This window comes from Maribellus sp. CM-23, assembly GCF_021354595.1.
GTDB lineage: Bacteria > Bacteroidota > Bacteroidia > Bacteroidales > Prolixibacteraceae > Draconibacterium.
In genome coordinates this window covers 177,224-196,255 of the sequence record NZ_JADWYJ010000007.1, presented here as the reverse complement: position 1 = coordinate 196,255, position 19,032 = coordinate 177,224, and the positions used below count along the sequence as shown (strand labels likewise).

The window sequence follows — 19,032 nt, the reverse complement described above, 5'->3', positions numbered from 1 at the left end:
TGATTTAACTAAAGTTATTCGTAATCCTGAAAATCAAATTCAAAAACCTTTGTCGAAACTGTTTCGAAAGATTCATCCTGGTTGTAGACTTTTCCTGAGAAAACCACCTGGCATTTTGAAACATCGTCGAGCGATTTGCCTTCCGGAAAAGCTCCCAGCATTTCGGCGATAAAAGAAAAGGCATGTTCTTTTTCGCTGGTGAAAGTAGTCTCGAAGGCCTCTGATGTAAGTAATACGGTTCCGTTTTCATCCAAAAGTGAAACAGTTGCTGTAAAAGCATCCGAAACACTTAGTTTTTGATTTTCAGAAGATTCAATCAAACTGAGGTTCAGGTAGGCCGTCACCACATCATTTTTGGAAACTTTTGCCGGAAATGTTCTGAAATAAGAGGGTTCAAATTCCAGAGGAAGCAATGTTATGGAGGTTTTCATGTCTCCGGGTGTTTGTTTGCCTCCACTGCCTCCATCCTGAGATCTAAGAAGGAACCCAAATTCTTTAATCTTTCCCGGAGTATCGCCTACTCCAAACAATTCGGCAACGTTGTTAAAAGTTACTTCAACGCCTGCACGGGTTACCGTTTTGGGTAACGATAACCTGAATTTATTGGGTTGGCCGGCAACCGGTTCCAGTTTGGCATTGTCGGAAATACTTCCCCAACTCGGGCTTCCCTGATCATAACACAAAAGCATTTCTGATGGATTGAGTCCCGGAGCCCACGACCAGATGTATACATCAGTAAGTCCTTCAACCGCTGTGCCTGTTACATCAAATTCAATAACAACATTTTCGGTTAAGGCATCGATTTCGGAAGGTGTTACTGTAAATTTTGGCAAAGCATCTTGTGCCTTCAGTACAAAGGTTCCGAATATCAGTATGGATATTATAATTAACTGTCTCATAACTCACTAGTTTTAGAAAGTGAATAAATGTATTTGATCTTGATCTTACCGGTGTCAGCTTGTTTGCGTTCTTCCTTGAACTCAACTTTGCCCAGAATTACATCGGCGAGACTGTTTAATGCAATGGTTTGAGTTTCGGAACCACTGCTAAGAATGATGGCTGAAGGGAATTCAGTGTCATCTACTTCCCAGTCTCCGCTGGTGAGCATTTGCATGTATGATGAACCGGGATCGGCAGTAAAAGTACCATCGGGATTAAACGTAATCGAGAAATCGGTGTAAGGATGTCCCGGAAATACGTTGGTTAGATCTTTTACGGTGGCAAATGCCGGAAAGCTTTTGGATTCCGCATCCGCATCAATTTGTTCAAACTTGTTCAGCTTCCAGGTGCCTGTCAACATCGGAATGTAATCGGTTGCTTCCCCGATCGGAGGAATCTCATCAGGCTGGCACGAGAAGAGCAGCAGTGTCACAAATAATATGGAAAATATCTTTTTCATCTCTTTTTTTCTTTTGATTATCTTCGCTTATATCTCCTTTTGTTTTATGGGCGAACGATTAATTAGGTTCCGGATTTGGAACAAAAACTTCGTTTGCCTCGGCGGCAGCAAATTGGATAACGAGTCCAACATAATCCCAGTCTACTCCCCTGATTACAATGTCTTCACCAGCTGAACCCCGGCGTTTCAAATCGTGCAAATGATAACCTTCGCCCATGAGTTCCAAACGGCGTTCGGTACGGGCGGCATTTAATACGGCTTCGTTTGTTGCGGTTTCCAAAAGGTTTTTCGACGCACTTGCATAAGCTCTTTCACGAATGTCATTCACGTCCTGAATAGCTGTAGCTTTATCGGGTGATGATTTTAATATGGCAGCCTCGGCACGTAAAAGCTTTAATTCAGTTAAACGCAGCACGGGCACGGTAGCATACTCGGTATTAAACTTTGTGAGAGCCACGTATTCGTTGTCGGCACCGGCATTAAATACCTGGTACCAGGCGGCAGCTCTCAGGTCGCCGGCTCCTGCTTTAATAATGTTTTTATACACATCGGGAGCAATGCGGATGTTGGGAATATTGGTGCCGTCAGAACGGAATACACCAAAATCGCCACCCACTCTTTTTCCGGTTGTCTGGCTCGATACCAGTCTGAAAATATCTTCCGTAGAACCAGGAATGGCTTCTTCCAAATCGGTGATAAAGGTAAAAGGGCCGTTGTTAATTACATCGTTGGCTTTATTGTAAGCCTTCTCGTAATCGTGCATTTGAAAATAAACCTGGGCCAAAGCTACTTTGGCTGCCCAGCTGGTTGCATACGCAAAGTTTGAGTTGCTTTCCGGCAGGTCGGTTTCAGCATCGGTTAAATCCAAAATGATCTGACTGTAAACTTCGGCCACCGTATTTCTAGGTAATAACTCTACTTTTGAATTGGTTTTGATCACAATTCCCGCATGGTCGTTATTTGGGGTATATCCGTAAGGCTGAGCAAAAAGCCGGGCCACTGCAAAATGAGCAATACCTCTTAGAAACTTAGCTTCTGCTGCCATTTGTGTGGTTTCTGCAGCTGATAATCCTGAAACCTTATCAAGGCTCTCCAGAATCAGGTTCGAGCGGAGAATGCAAATATAGGCCTGATCATAGCTTTCGTTGTCGGTAAAATATCCGGTGGTGTAACGTTTGTATATGTTCACCATTTCATCGGTTATTCCATCGCGCAATACAACATTATCGCCCAGTAATTCAGAAGTTCGCTGAAAACGACCTCCATAGAAACCATTTACAACATCGTAGGCAGCATTGAGCAGTTCGGTTACATCCTGCTTTGTGTTCAATGCATCCGATTCAAGGATTACTCCTTTATCTTCGGGGTTGATTTCAAGCCAGCTTTCGCAGGCAGAAAAAAGAAGCCCGACAGAGATTAATATGTATAGAAATTTATTTTTCATTTCACAGCAATTTTAGAATGAGACATTTAAACCAAAGGTATATACCCTTTCCTGCGGAGGCGTAAGGAAACTTACGTTAGCACTCATGTTCCTGTCGCGTGGGTCATCGTGGTCTCTGGCCACTTCAGGGTCGGCACCGGGGTATTTGGTGAAAGTAAGCAGGTTGGTTCCGGTAACAAACAGTTTGGTTCTGCTGATACCGTACTTGTTCAACACTTTTGGACTAATGTCGTAAGAGAGAGTCAGGTTCTTTAAGCGTAAATAATCGCCATCGAACAACCACATGGTTGAGTTGAACCATTGTTCTCCGTCTTTTCCGTAGGTAGATCCTTCGCGCGACATCCTTGGATATTTGGCAACATCGCCGGGTTGTCTCCAGTGGTCGAATATGTCGGTTCTGAAGTTCCAGTCAGAAGCCAGTCCCATTTGGCGTTTGGCCGACGAATCGTAAATTTGGGCGCCAACACTGAAAGTAAATAAAGCGCTAAGCGAAAAATTTTTATACCGGAAGGTATTGGTGAAACCTCCTGTAAAATCAGGAATAACTTTACCCGCAGCCACAGCAAAACCTTCTTCTCCTTCAAATTTGTAGGTTTTGGTTTCGTTACCGTTTTTATCGAGGTAAATCGGTCGTCCGTCGGCCGGGTCAATCCTGGGAACTCTCACCAGGCGGTTGGTTCCCACAGGATAGCCTTTCAGAATACGGGTGTCGTTTGTTCCTCCGCCAATTTCTTCGGTAGTTAAACCACCCAGGTCAGTAACTTCGTTGCGTAAAGTAGCGATGTTGAACTGTGTTTCCCACTCAAATTTCCCCACCAGGTTTTGTGTGGTAATACTAAATTCCAGACCTTCGTTTTCGATGGTAGCAAGGTTTTGCCACTGACTTCCGTAGCCCGAAGTAGCCGTAATAGCAAGGTTTACAAACACATCTTTTGATTCCTTAAAGAAATAGGCAGCTTCTGTTGATATTCTTCCGTCTAAGAAACGGGCGTCAATACCCAGGTCATAACTGTTGGTGGTCTCCCATTTTAAGTCAGGGTTTTCGAATTTTTCAGGATAACGAATCGGCAATTCGTTGTATTTTTCGTTTTCGTTCGTTGATATTCTGTAGGTACCAATGTGTTCGTAGTTGGGAATATTCGAGTTCCCGGTTATCCCGTAGCTGGCTTTAAGTTTCAGGAAAGAAATTATACTGCTGTTTTTCAGGAAGTCTTCTTCCGAAACAATCCATCCCAAGGCAAATGTGGGGAAATATCCGTACTTGTTATTTTTACCAAAACGTGATGAACCATCTGTTCTTAAGGTAGCTTGAGCGATATAACGGCCTTTGTACAGGTAGTTCATTCTTCCGAAGAAACTGATAAAACGCCAGTGTTCGTCTCTAAGGTCTTCAGTGGCCTTAACTTCATCGCGGCTGTAATCCCAGTTGTAGTTGGTACCGGTGGTCACCGATTCCTGTAACTCATGTCCAAGCATGGCTTTCAGATCATGGTCAGTATTGGCAAGTTTAAAGTCATAATTGGCTACAACACTGTAGTTCCAGTTATAAACCTTGCGGTTATTTTCCCAACGGTAGTCTTTTCCGGAGGTTCTCAGCTGCCCTTTTTCAACTCCCTCGTTTTTGAAGTTCAGGTAATCCAGGGCACCATTAAAAATGAACGATAATTTTTCAGTGGGTGCATAATTGAGGGTCAGGCTATTTATCATTCTGAACTCGTCATTTTTATCGTCTCTCAATTCGTTCATCATTACCGGGTTACCCGAGTTTCCTCCTCCACGGAAGAAAGAGCCGTCGGAATTATGAACCGGATAAATCGGGAGTGCATAACCCATTGCTGCTCCTAAACCTCCGTCCCAGGGGTTTCCCGGAAGACTGGTAGATGTTTGAGCAGTCGACGATGAAAGCGAGGAACTAAACTTGGATGACGGTACATATTGAAGATTCAGACCAAGGTTAATTCGCTCCAGATCGTTGTCTACCAGATAAGTCTTATCTTCTGTAACTCCCCAGTTGATTCGCGCAATCAGGTCGTCAACAATTCCGAAGTTGGCATTCAGGTTATAATCCTGTTTGTAGCCGGTTCTGGTAACTTCGTCCCACCAGTCGGTACTGTTTTTCTGAGCTTCTTCCCAGGTTAACCCACCAGGAAGTCCCGTTGGAATGCCTGTATTTCCGTCGTTTTCCCAGGCTTCTTTGTACAACTGCAACCACTCGGCCGAGTTGGTCATATTTACTTTCTTGGTTGGGTTGCTTATACTTTGTTTGGTACTGAACTCTACTTTTACTTCGTTCCCTTTAGCTTTTTTAGTAGTAATCAGGATAACACCGTTGGCCCCGCGCGAACCATAGATACCGGTTGCAGAAGCATCTTTCAGTACTTCGATAGATTCAATGTCGTTTGGGTTGATCGATGCAAGTGGGTTAATGTTCATCCCACCGGTTCTTCCACCCAGTCCGAAAATGTCGTTGGTGATTGGGATTCCGTCAACAACGTAAAGCGGGTCGCCGGCCGAGTTGATCGAGGCAACTCCCCTTACTCTTACTATCGCACTTGAGCCTGCCATACCGCTACCGGTTGTAACACTTACCCCGGGGGCCTGGCCGGCCAAAACGCCTTCAAACGATGAAGTAAGCTTGTTTCCGATATCTTCACTTTCTACTTTGGCGATAGAACCAACAATCTCGCGTTTTTTCTGAATACCATAACCAACTACTACTACTTCTTCGAGTTGTTCGGTATCTGTCTTCAGCTTAACACTGAGTTCATTTTGATTGCTAATGGCAATCTCCTGCTTTAGGTATCCGACAAAAGAGAACTGTAGTATTTGACCCGTCTCCACTTTGATCGAGTAGTCTCCGTCGAAATTGGTTATGGTACCGTTTGTAGTGCCTTTTACCACGATGGTAACACCAGGTAAGGGTTCGCCGCTGTCAGCGTCGGTAACTTTACCTGCTATTGTTTTTACTTGCGCATAACTATAGCTAAAGCTTAGCAGGGCAATCAAAAACAAGACAACTTTAAGGTTTTTACGAATGATCCTCATTTTTAATTCTATTAGTTTATAACTCTTCGTTTTTGTTAAATAATCTTTAACTGGTTAAATGGCAAAAAATCAACCGATTACATTTTGTTTCATATTCAACAAAACCAAATTCTGAAACGAAATTATAATAAATGTTAACAAAAGTCCGGGCTTTTTAACTGGCGTATTACTGCAAACGTTTGCGGTGTCGTTTGCGCCAAATATGTTATAAAACAGGTGGTTACCGGTGGGGTGAAAGCACAGGGTTTAAATGGGAGAAGAATGATATAAAAATGTATATTTGTACATACGACGAAGAAACCGGAAATCAACCTTTTTACTATCTCCCTGTTTCTGTCGGAAATAAATTATGAAAAGCGGACTTGTTACCATAAAAGATATAGCCCGTGAATTGAATATCTCTGCTTCAACTGTTTCGCGTGCGCTGAAGAATCATCCTGATATAAGTGAGGAGACCAAACGTGCGGTGAATGAACTGGCGCAAAAGCTGAATTATCAGCCGAATGCCGTAGCACTAAGCCTGAAACAACGACGCAGCCATACCATTGGCGTGATTATCCCGGAGATTGTTCACTACTTTTTTTCTTCAGTAATTAGCGGGATTGAGGATGTTGCCTATGATGCGGGTTTTAATGTGATTATTTGCCAGTCGAACGAACGGTATGAGCGGGAAGTTGCCAACGCCCGTACTTTGCTGGCCAGCCGTGTGGACGGTGTTTTAGTGTCGGTTTCAAAGCATACCGAAGACTTTCAGCACCTCCATAATTTGCAGGATAACAATATTCCGCTGGTTTTTTACGACCGGGTGGTGCCCGGGCTGGAAGCCGATCAGGTGATCATCGATGACCTGGATGCCTCGTACCGGGCAACACGCCACCTGATTGAAACCGGGCGAAAACGTATTGTGCATTTTGCAGGGCCTCAAAAATTACTGATCGGACGTCAACGAAAAGAAGGCTATATAAAAGCACTGGAGGAAGCGGGGATAAAAGTCGATCCTTCGTTGATTATTGAAGCTGATTCTTTTGAGAAAGCACGCCTGGCAGTGATGCGTCTTTTAAACGAGAAAAAGGAATTTGATGGGGTGTTCGCCACCAACGATCTTACTGCCATTGGAGCCATGCAAACCATTCAGAAAAGAGGGTTTAAAATTCCAGACGAAATTGCAGTTGTTGGTTTTTCTGACGGCCGCTTTTCAGGAATTACAGATCCAACGCTTACTTCGGTTGACCAGCATGGTTACGAAATGGGGACAGTTGCTACCGAAATGCTTTTGCGAAGAATAACCAGCGACAACAATGACTACCCTTATGAAACCCGCGTGTTGAACGCTGACCTGATCGTGCGTGGATCTTCCGTATTTTTATAAGCCGTTTTCTGCTGAAATTCATTTTCACAGCTTAGTCGAGACATTTTTTAGATGTTTCTAAAAATATGTTGTAGAATATATTTTCATTTTCTGCAAACGTTTGAAATGGGTGTTTTGGTCCGTAATCTGCCAATTTAAAGGCGTTTAGGGTGTATACCGATTTGGAAATTAAGGACATTGTGCTTTATATTTGTTTCGGCAAAATCAACGATTACTCCCATTTCATTTTCAACGGCAAAGTTCATTTGCTGTAACTTTCATTTTAATTTTTACAGCTAAACTACACTAAAGACAATTGCTATGAGTAAAAGACCTACGTTAAGCTTTTGGCAGATTTGGAATATGAGTTTTGGCTTTCTGGGCATCCAGTTTGGATTTGCACTGCAGAATGCCAATGTCAGCCGTATCTTCGAAACGCTGGGTGCTAATATTGAAGACATTCCCATATTATGGATTGCAGCCCCCGTAACCGGCTTAATCGTCCAGCCGCTGATCGGTCATGCAAGTGATAAAACCTGGAACCGGCTGGGGCGCCGGCGTCCGTATTTTCTTTTTGGGGCCATTTTTGCTTCGCTGGCACTGCTGGTAATGCCGAACTCACCTGCACTGTGGGTGGCTGCGGGTACCTTGTGGATCATGGATGCTTCCATCAACGTGTCAATGGAACCTTTTCGTGCGTTTGTAGGCGATATGCTTCCCGACGAGCAGCGAACGATGGGATTTGCGATGCAAAGTTTCTTTATCGGTACAGGTGCGGTGGTTGGGTCGCTGCTTCCGTATGTGATGACCAACTGGCTGAACATTCCCAATACGGCAGCGGAAGGAATTATTCCTCCGTCGGTGAGGTGGTCGTTTTACATTGGTGCTGCCGTCTTTTTTGCGGCTATTCTTTGGACAGTCATATCGTCGAAAGAATATTCGCCGGAGAAACTGAAGGAATTTGAAGCTGCTGAAATGAAAACCACCGAAACTTCAACCTTGTACCATGAGAAGGAAGTTGCGGGCGGCCAGTTTATAAAAGTAGGTGGAATTTTTGGTTTGGTAGGTTTACTGATTGTTGTACTCACCCTCTTTTTGCATCTGAAAGAAGAGCTTTATATCCTGGGAGGGATACTGCTTCTTTTCGCAGTGCTAATGCTGGTGGCAGTTGTTCTGAAATCAAAAAAAGGAGAAGAGAGTGCATTGGTGGAAATATTTAGCGACTTGCTTCGCATGCCGCTTACCATGAAACAACTGGCGCTGGTACAGTTCTTTACCTGGATGGCGCTTTTTTCGTTGTGGATTTATTCAACCGCCGGAATCACGAGTCATGTTTATGGAACCTCCGACACTACTTCGAAACTTTACAATGACGGTGCCGATTGGGTAAATCTGCTTTTTGGCGTTTACAATGGAGTGGCTGCGCTGATTGCTTTTGCACTCCCGGTGGTGGCAAAACTAACCAGCCGGAAAATTACGCATGCCATTAGTCTGGCCATTGGCGGGATAGCTTTGGCAGCCATTTACCTCATAGAAGATCCCAACTGGCTGATTCTGCCGATGGTAGGAGTGGGTATCGCCTGGGCGAGTATTCTTTCCATGCCTTACGCCATTCTCACCGGGTCGTTGCCGGCCCGGAAAATGGGGATTTATATGGGGATCTTCAATTTCTTCATCGTTATCCCTCAGATTTTGGCAGCCACCATTCTCGGATTCATGGTACAGGACCTGTTCAACGGAGAAGCCATTTATGCATTGGTTTTTGGCGGGGTATCCATGGCCGTTGCCGCAGTAATGGTGCTTTTTGTGAAAGATGTAGCAGCAGAAAAACAAACTTATTAGAAAGAAACAATGAAGGAGTACATAATCCATCACGAATGGAAAATTATAGAAGAGGGGTTCAATCCTGCTTTTAACCGTATTTCTGAAAGTCTTTTCAGTATTGGAAACGGGAAAATGGGACAGCGTGCCAATTTCGAGGAAAAGTACTCGGGCGATTCGCTGAACGGAACGTATGTAGCCGGGATCTATTATCCGGACAAAACCCGCGTGGGTTGGTGGAAAAACGGCTACCCGGAATATTTTGCCAAGATCATTAACTCCACTAATTGGATTGGGATTAACATCCGGGTTAATGGCGAAGAACTGGACCTGGCAAAAGTCAAAGTACTTTCGTTTGTCCGGGAACTCGACATGCAACACGGTTTGCTCTCGCGCCGCTTTGTTGCCGAACTAAAAAACGGAAACCAGGTAGAAGTGAGTTCGCATCGCTTTGTAAGCATCAATGCCACGGAGATTGGTGCTATCCGCTATTCTGTAAAAGCGTTGAATTTTTCGGGTGAGATTGAATTTACCCCTTATCTGGATGGCGATGTGGAGAACGAAGATTCGAACTACGATGAAAAATTCTGGGTGGAAGTTTCCCGCGCCATTGGCGGTCAGGAAGGCTACCTTACCGTTGAAACACTCAAAACGGAATTTCATGTTTGTACCGGAATGTGGTTCGAGCTTACTCAAAATGGAAAGAAAGTAAACACGGAAATCACTTATACAAACAGGGAGAAGTATGTTGAAGCCACTCAGAAAGTCGCGGTAAATAACGGCGATGAACTGGTGATTGAAAAACTCTCGTCAACCGTTTCATCCCTGTATTATTCAAAAGAACAACTGGTACAGAAAGCCAGGGAAGCGATCGAGTTGGCGGCATCTGCCGGGTTTGATGTGCTGTTCGAAAGTCATAAAAATCACTGGTTGGAGAAGTGGGAAACCAGCGATATTCGCATTGAAGGAGATGTGGCTGCCCAGCAGGGAATTCGCTTTAATGTTTTTCAACTGAATCAAACGTATTCGGGTGAGGATGAGCGGCTGAACATTGGACCAAAAGGATTTACAGGCGAAAAATACGGAGGGGTAACTTATTGGGATACAGAAGCCTATTGTCTTCCGTTTTACCTGAGTACGGCGCCGCAGCTGGTTTCCAAAAACCTGCTGATCTACCGGCACAAGCACCTGCAAAAGGCCATTGAAAATGCCGGTAAACTTGGCTTTACAAACGGAGCTGCGCTTTACCCGATGGTAACCATTAACGGCGAAGAATGCCACAACGAATGGGAAATTACTTTTGAAGAAATTCACCGGAATGGCGCTATTGCCTACGCTGTTTATGATTATGTGAACTACATGGGCGACAAGGAATACCTGGCACCCCAGGGTTTTGAGGTATTGCTCGGAATCAGCCGGTTTTGGAGCCAGCGTGTCAACTGGTCGCAAGACAAGCAGAAATATGTAATGCTGGGAGTGACCGGCCCCAACGAATACGAAAACAATGTGAACAACAATTTCCACACGAATTACATTGCTGTGTGGACCTTAAAATATACACTGGAAGTTATTGAATACCTGAAAACGGAACATCCGTATCTTTTTGAAGAGCTAATTCAGAAATGGAAATTCAATGAACTTCAGGAAACAGAACGCTGGGCTGATATTATTCAGAACATGTATTTTCCACGCGATGAAAAACGGGGAATCTACCTCCAGCAAGACGGATTTCTGGACAAAGACCTGACTCCGGTTTCGGAACTTTCTCCCAAAGACCGGCCGATCAACCAAAAATGGTCGTGGGACCGCATTTTGCGTGCTCCGTACATAAAACAGGCCGATACGCTTCAGAGCCTGTATTTATTCCAGGAGAATTTTGAAGAAGAGGAATTGCGCCGTCATTTTGATTTTTATGAGCCGCTAACTGTTCATGAATCTTCGCTTTCGCCTTGTGTGCATTCGATTTTGGCAGCGCGAATCGGGTACAGCGAAAAGTCGTACGAAATGTACCTGCGCACCGCCCGCCTGGATTTGGATGATTATAACAACGATACCGAAGACGGACTGCACATCACCAGCATGGGAGGAACCTGGATGGCCTTTGTAATGGGGCTTGGAGGAATGCGTGTGAAAGCTGGGAAGCTAACTTTCAGACCATTTCTGCCCGAAAAATGGAATGCCTACAGCTTTCGGATCAACTTTGGAGGCGCTCATCTTGAGGTGAAAAAGAACCGGGATCTTTTTATGGTCATCAATCATTCGGATGTGGATGTGCCGGTAACGGTTTGGGGAAACGAATCGCTGATAAAAGGGAAAACTGAGACTGCGTTTAAAAAGTAACTGGAAGACTGCCACAAATGTTCTTTCAAAAATTATAAAAGAAGAGCTGGTATAGCTCGGATAAATTCATAAAATCGTCATGATGAAACCATTTATAACTTTCTGTTTATCATTGCTGACACTTGTTGCCAGTGCCCAGAATTTAGATCGTGTTGAACCGCCTAACTGGTGGGTCGGAATGAAAACAACACACCTTCAACTGCTGATTCACGGGGAAAATATTTCACAAACCGACGTAACACTGAGTTACCCGGGAGTGGAGCTGGAATCGGTTACCAAGGTTGAAAACCCGAATTACCTGTTTGTGGGCTTGAAGCTGGCAAGCGATGTTCAGCCCGGGAAATTCAACATCGAATTCAAAAAAGGGAAGAAGTTGATGGCCACTTATTCCTATGAGCTGTGGGAGCGGGAAACAAATTCGGCAGACCGCACTGGGTTTAATTCCTCGGATGTCATCTGCCTGATTACTCCAGACCGCTTTGTGAACGGAGACCCGGGTAACGACGAAGTACCGGGCATGAAAGAAGGATTGGACCGAAGTTACAAATGGGGGCGTCACGGAGGCGATATTCGAGGGATCATCAACTCGCTCGATTACCTGCAAAAGCTGGGTTATACGGCTGTTTGGCTGAATCCGGTGCTGGAAAACGATATGCCCGAGTCATCCTATCACGGCTATGCTACAACCGATTTTTACAAAGTGGATGCGCGTTTTGGCAGCAACGACGAATACCGTGAACTAAATGAGGAGCTTGACAAGCGGGGAATGAAGCTCATCATGGACATGATTTTTAATCATTGCGGCTCGGAACACTGGTGGATGCACGATATGCCCATGAAAGACTGGATCAATAATTACCCGGAGATGAAGATCACCAACCACCGACGGACAGTACACGAAGATCCGCATGCTTCGAAGGCTGACATTAGTGCTTTGGTTGACGGATGGTTTGTTTCTGCCATGCCCGATCTGAACCAGCGCAATCCTTTTATGGCCAGGTACCTGATTCAAAACAGCATCTGGTGGACAGAATATGTGGGATTGGAAGGCATCCGGCAGGACACGTGGCCTTATCCTGACAAAAACATGATGAGTGAATGGACCAAGGAAATGCTCGAAGAATATCCCAATTTTAATATCGTGGGTGAAGAATGGAGCGTGAATCCGGCCATTGTTTCCTACTGGCAAAAAGGAAAATACAACCAGGATGGATACAAAAACCATGCGCCCAGCATGATGGATTTTCCACTGCAAAGTGCGGTGGCTGCAGGTCTTAAAAACGATGAGACCTGGGATACCGGACTAATCCAGATTTACGAAGCTTTGTCGAACGACTTTCTGTATCCCGATCCGTTTCACCTGACGATTTTCCCGGATAACCACGACATGTCGCGCTTTTATGTACAGGTGGGAGAGGATGCTGACCTGCTGAAAATGGGAGTGGCTTTCTTTCTTACCACGCGTGGGATTCCGCAAATCTATTACGGAACCGAAATCCTGATGCGCCACGAAGGAAGCGAGCACGGCGATATCCGCGCTGATTTTCCCGGAGGCTGGGAAGGCGACAAGGTAAATGCATTTACCGGAGAAGGATTGAGCGATGCAGCCAAAGACATGCAAAAGTATGTGGCAAACATTCAGAACTGGCGTAAATCGGCCAAAGTGATCCACAACGGGAAACTGTTGCATTTCATTCCAGAGAACGGGACTTACGCGTATTTCCGTTATACCGACAACGAAGCGGTGATGGTTATTCTGAATAAAAATGCAGAAGAAAAAACGATTGCTACGGATCGCTTTCAGGAAGTGATAAATGGCTATAATTCAGGTAAAGAAATTATAAGCGGCAAGGAAGTTTCTGATATCAGTAGAATTACTGTTCCGGCAAAGTCGGCGGTTATTGTTGAATTGAAAAAGTAACGAATAAAAACACGGATAGCACAGGTTAGACAGATTTTTGCTGTTATAATCTGTGTTTATCAGTTATATCTGCGTCATCAGCGTTTTATAATTATGAAGAAACTATCAATCCTACTTATCTTTTGGGCTTTCTCCGCCTGCCAATCTCCTCAAAAACAAGAAACAGAGCAGCCGGCATCTCCTAAGGGGAAACTGGTGGTTTACCAGGTTTTTACGCGCTTGTTTGGAAATACAAACACCACCAATAAGGCGTGGGGAACGATTGAAGAGAACGGGGTTGGCAAGTTCAATGATTTTACCGACCGGGCGCTGGACGAAATCAAATCGATGGGAGTAACCCATATCTGGTATACCGGCATTCCGCACCACGATGTGATCCGCGATTATACGGCTTGCGGCATCTCGAACGACGATCCGGACGTGGTAAAAGGCCGTGCCGGTTCGCCTTATGCAATCAAAGATTACTACAATGTGGATCCTGATCTGGCGGTTGATCCGGCCAAAAGAATAGAAGAATTTGAAGCGCTTATTGATCGTACGCATCAACACGGAATGAAGGTAGTCATTGACATTGTCCCCAACCACGTTGCCCGGAATTATCAGTCAATTTCGAGGCCTGAAGGTGTTTCTGATTTTGGCGATAAGGATGATACTTCGGTGGAATATGCGCGGGATAACAATTTTTATTACATACCGGGCGAAGTTTTTAAGGTGCCCGAAAGTAAAAATGGCTATTTGCCTTTGGGTGGCGAAAAGCACCCGCTGGCTGACGGTAAGTTTGACGAATACCCGGTTAAATGGACGGGCAATGGCTCGCGAAAAACACAACCCGACTTTTATGACTGGTACGAAACTGTAAAAGTGAATTACGGAGTTCGTCCGGACGGAAGCTACGATTTTGATGTTTTGCCCGAAGGTTTTGATAAAAAAGACTACCGGGAGCATTTTGAGTTCTGGCAAGACAAGGATGTTCCGGATTCGTGGAAGAAATTCAGAGATATTGCACTGTTTTGGCTTGATAAGGGGGTGGATGGTTTTCGTTACGATATGGCTGAAATGGTACCCGTTGAATTCTGGAGTTACATGAACTCGGCCATCAAAATGAAAAACAAGGAGGCTTTTCTTTTGGCCGAGGTTTATAATCCGGCTTTGTACCGCGATTATATTTTTAAGGGGAAAATGGATTATCTGTACGACAAGGTGGAATTGTATGATACGCTAAAACACATTATGCAAGGGCACGGAAGTACCGATCATCTTCCGGCAATTTACAATGGTCTGGCAGACATTGAACACCACATGTTGCATTTTCTCGAAAACCACGATGAACAGCGTATTGCAAGTGCTCTTTTTGCCGGAAAAGCTGAAAAAGGAAAACCCGCGATGGTCGTATCAACCTGCATGAGCACCTCTCCAACCATGTTGTATTTTGGGCAGAACGTAGGAGAACGGGGCGACGGAGATATGGGTTTTGGCGACGAATCGCGAACGTCGATTTTCGATTATTGCGGAGTTCCGGCCCACCAGCGTTGGATGAACAACGGAAAATTTGATGGCGGACAGCTAAGTCCTGCTGAGAAAGATTTAAACGACTGTTACAAGACTTTACTGAGCTTTTCAGCGCACTCGGAAGCGCTGCTGGGAGCGTACAAAGAGATTCATTCTTACAACCGGGAGAATACCGAAGGATATACCGATAAGTTGTTTTCGTTTGTTCGCTGGAAGGGTGATGAGCAACTTATTATCGTCAGTAATTTTGAGGAGGCTGAACATGCATTTCAGCTAAGAATGGATGGGGAAACTGTGGCCACATGGAGCCTGGAAGATGGCACTTATCGGCTGGTGGATCAGTTGAGTGGAAAAGAAGATTTGCGTTTGGTGGTTAAAAAGGGGCAAGGCTACATTGACCTCGTTTTGCCGGGGCTGGAATCTTATATTTTAAAAGTGAAAAAATAGAATCAACGTTTTAAACTTTTTCTGTAAGCAATTGTTTCATAGTAACAAAGATCGAAAGAAATTACTCACCATAGAGGTGGTTTGGTTTTTGGTTTAGTTTAGGTTTAGGTTGATTGAGAAAAGGTTGGTAAACTACCAACCTTTCTTTTTTTTATTCGTTTATTTTAACCCCAGATTCTTTTTCTTCAGCATGAGTTCAATCGATTCTTTTACGCGTCTGGCGCGCGTTTCCGGTCGCTTGGCTGTTTTTATCCAGAGAAGGTATTCCTTCTGATGTCTTTTGCTGAGCCCGTTAAAATATTCGGCTGCTGTTGTATGTTTCTCGAACTCTTCTTTAAGTTCCTGTGGAATTGTCAGATCTATTTCAGGGGGAGTGTTTACTCTGTCCCAATTGCCGTTTTGTTGGGCGGCTTCTATTTTTTGCCAACCCACAGGTTTTATTCTCCCTTCTTTTAACAATGCGGCAACCCGCTTTTTGTTGGATTCCGACCAAACGCTGTTCTCTTTTCGGGGCGTGAACTTTCGGACATAGCGATCTTCATCCAGCTTTTTTACCAAACCGTCGATCCAGCCCCAGCATAAAGCTGATTGAACCGATTCTTCGTAAGAAATTCCGGGAACATCTGTGTGTTTTTTGAAGTATACAAGCCATAATTCGGTTTCAGTGTCGTGGTTTTGCTCGAGCCAGCTTTCCCATTGTTCGGATGTTTCGAAAAAAATGGTTTTCATTTGTTTGAAGTTGATTTGTTGTCAACAAGATACAAAAACACCCGCAGACTGCATGGAGCAGATCAGCGGGTGCTAATTTTATTTTCCTGTTTTCTGTTATTTAAACTCAACCGGAAGCAGGTATTTTACCGGAACAGCTTTGCCTCGCTGTTTTCCGGGTTTCCATTCCGGCATGTTGGAGGCTATTGCTACAGCTCCTTTTGCGGCGGCATCATTGTCTTTTTCAACTACTTTGATGTCGGTGACTTTGCCCGCAGCATTTACTGTAAACGCAACTTTTGCTTTTCCTTTTACGCCTTTTTCCTGCGCTATTTTCTGCTGCATTTTGTAAACATAGTCACCCAATGCCTCTGATCCTCCGGGGTATTCAGGCATATCTTCTACTACTATAAATACTTCTTTTTCACCACTGGCTGGTGGCGGTGGTGGCGGTGGAGTTAACTTCTCCTTTTTTCCTGGAGGAGGTGGGGGAGGAGGAGAGGCAGGTGCTGCCGGGCCAATTAAAATTACCGCATCTCTCAGAACGTATTCTTTATAAAATGCTCCCTCTTTCATTTCCCCGGAAGTAATTTGAGTGTAATGTTCCACCAGGGTTTCTTTCCCGACAAAAGACAATACAATACTTGATTTTTCCGGGACATCCAGTGAGAATGTGCCATCTTTGTCAACTACTGTTCCAACAGTCCCCCCCTTTACAAGTACCGATGTTCCGGGCATTGGGTCGCCATCTTCATCCGTAACCACACCATTTAGTTTGATGTTTTTTTGTGAAATCAACTTGCTTGCTTGTACTTCACCGGTCTGCTGTTCTTGATTGGAGGCTTGATATTCCGGTTCTGCAAAAGCAAACAACAGAAGCGCAAGGGCAGGTAGTGCCCACATAAATTTTACTCCGCGTATGTGCGGTGTTCTCTTTTTCGTCATCATTTTTAATCGATTTGCGTTAAGAGCAAAGTTCAGGTTGTTGGTAATGCCAATAATCTGCATGCCCATTAACTGGTTTACTAATAAAGCCTGGTAGCGGGCTACAGTGTGTCCTTGCGCAAGAACACCTTTGTCGGCCAGGTACTCATGGTTTTGTTTAATGGATCGTTCAAAGAACCAAATAAATGGGTTGAACCAAAAGATGACTGTTAACAGTTCTATAAAAAGCAGGTCGAACCAGTGATTCTCACGAATGTGCACTTTTTCGTGAGCCAGAATTTCCGGCAGGTCGTCCTGTGTGTGAAATTTCGGATTGATAAATATTACGTTGAAAAACGAGAAGGGTAGACCGTATTTCTCATTTTCGATAATTCTGACACCTTCGAATGATTTCATCCGGTGCTTGATCATCAGTGACAATAACACAGCGGTTTGTATGAGCAGGCGCAACATGAAAATGGAAGCTCCCGTGAGATAAACAATCAAGAGTGCGTGTTGCCAATTGAAAACCGTACCACTATTGTTAATAGCTTCTGTAACCGGAATGTTTTTGAACGTATCGGCAATGGTACGAATCGGGGCGTTGGTGCCGGCTTCTATCAAAACCCTGTATTGTAGAGGGAAAACCGGCAGGAGTGCGGCAGTAAGCAAGGCCGCCAGAAGATAGAAGCGGTTGGCCTGGTGGAAAGTTTCTTTCCGGAGGAACAGCCAATACACGGAATAAAACAGAACGATACCGGCTGAGGCGCTGATTAAATAGCTTAATAGCGTTTCCATGGCTTTTCTTCCTTTTCTTTTTTTATTTCCTCCTCAGTAATCTTCATTATCTCTTCCAGCTCTTCGAGGCTCAGGTTATTCTCTTTGGCAAAAAAGGTGGCCATTTTAGGGAAAGAGCCGTTAAAATAATTTTTAAGCAACGAACTGAACTGGACCTTTGTGTATTCCTGTTTACTCACCTCGGTAAAAAAAAGATTTACGTTCCCTACTTTTTTACTCTGAACAAAACCTTTTTTTTCCAGCACCTTTAGAACGGTAGCGACAGTGGTATAAGCCGGTTTTGGGTCTTCAAATTCATCTACCACCTGTTTTACTACTGCCTCTTTTAGTTTCCAGAGGATCTGCATAATTTGCTCTTCTGCTTTTGTAAGTGTCTTCATCCTTCTAATAATTTCTACTACAAATGTAGTAATTAAAATTATATGAAAAACTATCGATGTAATAAAAATACTAAAAAAATAGTAGTTGTAGATTTGGACATAAAAAAAACCAGCTGATATTCAGCTGGTTTTAGTCTCTATCGGTTGATGCTAATTGCTAGCGTATACAACATCTTCACTTGTCATTGAGATCATCTCAACGTTCCAGGCACGATCCGCTTCAGTTGCCGTATCTTCATATAGCAACGCTTGGAAATCTACTGTGTACGTTTCTCCCGATACAAGTGTCTCTTTTAACCCGGTACTGCTACTAATAACAAAATTGACCGAGGTATTCGGGGCAAATGCAGAGAAAATTACTTTGTCTTCATCATTCTTTAAACGTATTACATAACCGTCGGCATTGGTTACTTTGTCCCATTTAACGGTAATAGAGGTATTACCGGTATTGGCAGTAACTTCTGTAATGGTAGGAATGTCAAAGTCTTTCACATCCAATTTGTCAGTTGCTGTGTGCTTAATTCCTTCGTTAACTACAGAGAAAGTAAATGTACCTTCTTCCGGAGTGTCTTTTGAATAATCAGCTGAAGCTGGATCTTTGTAAAAGGTTTGTTTGTAACCTTCCATGGCACTTAGCGCAATTGAATCTCCTGAGGGAAATTTTACGGAAGCTGAAGTCATAGCGTAGTTTCCATAGGCATAATAAGCAACCGCATAGCGGGCTGTATCGTCAACCATTTTCTTAAGTGTCACGGTTTCGCCAATTACTGCAAAAGGTGCCTTGTCGTCGTCATCATTACACGAAGCCATCCCTGCTACGATCAGGAACACCATTAATAACTTTCCAATTTTCTGAATAGTAATCATTTGAATAAGATTTAATTTAATAACAAATAATATAAGACTCTTCTTCTGTTTTTAGTCTCTGTTTACACAGATGCGACTAAT

13 protein-coding genes are annotated in these 19,032 nt (G+C 44.0%); 5 read left to right on the top strand and 8 right to left on the bottom strand.

The features are described 5' to 3' along the window. Positions 1–14 precede the first annotated feature (14 nt). The 4 genes from INQ51_RS20805 to INQ51_RS20790 are packed head-to-tail and all read right to left on the bottom strand — an operon-like array spanning position 15 to position 5,888. Positions 15–899, bottom strand: coding sequence for a hypothetical protein (locus INQ51_RS20805; RefSeq protein WP_233379915.1), 885 nt, complete (start codon positions 897–899; stop codon positions 15–17). Further along, entirely contained in the window at positions 896–1,399 is a 504-nt protein-coding gene (locus INQ51_RS20800; protein WP_233379914.1) for a DUF5004 domain-containing protein, read from the bottom strand. Before INQ51_RS20800 ends, INQ51_RS20805 begins: the two co-directional genes overlap by 4 nt. 58 nt (positions 1,400–1,457) lie before the next feature. Next, on the bottom strand, positions 1,458–2,843 hold the full coding sequence (locus tag INQ51_RS20795; protein WP_233379913.1) for a RagB/SusD family nutrient uptake outer membrane protein: 1,386 nt from the start codon (positions 2,841–2,843) through the stop codon (positions 1,458–1,460). 12 nt (positions 2,844–2,855) lie between these two features. After that, positions 2,856–5,888 carry a SusC/RagA family TonB-linked outer membrane protein gene (locus tag INQ51_RS20790; protein ID WP_233379912.1) on the bottom strand — a complete coding sequence of 1,011 codons (3,033 nt, stop codon included), beginning with the start codon at positions 5,886–5,888 and terminating at the stop codon, positions 2,856–2,858. Between the two features lie 349 nt (positions 5,889–6,237). Between INQ51_RS20790 and INQ51_RS20785 the strand changes: the two genes are divergently transcribed. The 5 genes from INQ51_RS20785 (at position 6,238) to INQ51_RS20765 (ending at position 15,274) form a co-directional block, all read left to right on the top strand. Continuing rightward, positions 6,238–7,257 (top strand): LacI family DNA-binding transcriptional regulator, encoded by a 1,020-nt coding sequence (locus tag INQ51_RS20785; RefSeq protein ID WP_233379911.1) that lies wholly within the window; start codon positions 6,238–6,240, stop codon positions 7,255–7,257. A gap of 300 nt (positions 7,258–7,557) precedes the next feature. Beyond that, a complete protein-coding gene (locus tag INQ51_RS20780; protein WP_233379910.1) occupies positions 7,558–9,078 on the top strand; it encodes an MFS transporter in 1,521 nt (506 codons plus the stop codon). 9 nt (positions 9,079–9,087) lie between these two features. Further along, the gene (locus tag INQ51_RS20775; protein ID WP_233379909.1) at positions 9,088–11,397 is read left to right on the top strand and encodes a family 65 glycosyl hydrolase domain-containing protein; all 2,310 of its coding nucleotides are present in this window, start codon (positions 9,088–9,090) and stop codon (positions 11,395–11,397) included. An 82-nt stretch (positions 11,398–11,479) separates the two neighbouring features. Further along, a complete protein-coding gene (locus INQ51_RS20770; protein WP_233379908.1) occupies positions 11,480–13,318 on the top strand; it encodes a glycoside hydrolase family 13 protein in 1,839 nt (612 codons plus the stop codon). 93 nt (positions 13,319–13,411) lie between these two features. Beyond that, positions 13,412–15,274, top strand: coding sequence for an alpha-amylase family protein (locus INQ51_RS20765; protein ID WP_233379907.1), 1,863 nt, complete (start codon positions 13,412–13,414; stop codon positions 15,272–15,274). Between the two features lie 159 nt (positions 15,275–15,433). On the opposite strand, the gene INQ51_RS20760 is transcribed toward INQ51_RS20765, so the two are convergent. From INQ51_RS20760 to INQ51_RS20745, 4 genes are all read right to left on the bottom strand, one after another. Continuing rightward, positions 15,434–16,003, bottom strand: coding sequence for a YdeI/OmpD-associated family protein (locus INQ51_RS20760; RefSeq protein WP_233379906.1), 570 nt, complete (start codon positions 16,001–16,003; stop codon positions 15,434–15,436). 96 nt (positions 16,004–16,099) lie between these two features. Continuing rightward, positions 16,100–17,704: a M56 family metallopeptidase gene (locus tag INQ51_RS20755; RefSeq protein ID WP_233379905.1), complete on the bottom strand. Its 1,605-nt coding sequence runs from the start codon at positions 17,702–17,704 to the stop codon at positions 16,100–16,102. Beyond that, positions 17,689–18,084, bottom strand: a complete 396-nt coding sequence (locus INQ51_RS20750) for a BlaI/MecI/CopY family transcriptional regulator (protein WP_119437515.1) — start codon at positions 18,082–18,084, stop codon at positions 17,689–17,691. Before INQ51_RS20750 ends, INQ51_RS20755 begins: the two co-directional genes overlap by 16 nt. A gap of 150 nt (positions 18,085–18,234) precedes the next feature. Continuing rightward, positions 18,235–18,951, bottom strand: a complete 717-nt coding sequence (locus INQ51_RS20745; protein ID WP_233379904.1) for a hypothetical protein — start codon at positions 18,949–18,951, stop codon at positions 18,235–18,237. Positions 18,952–19,032 lie beyond the last annotated feature (81 nt).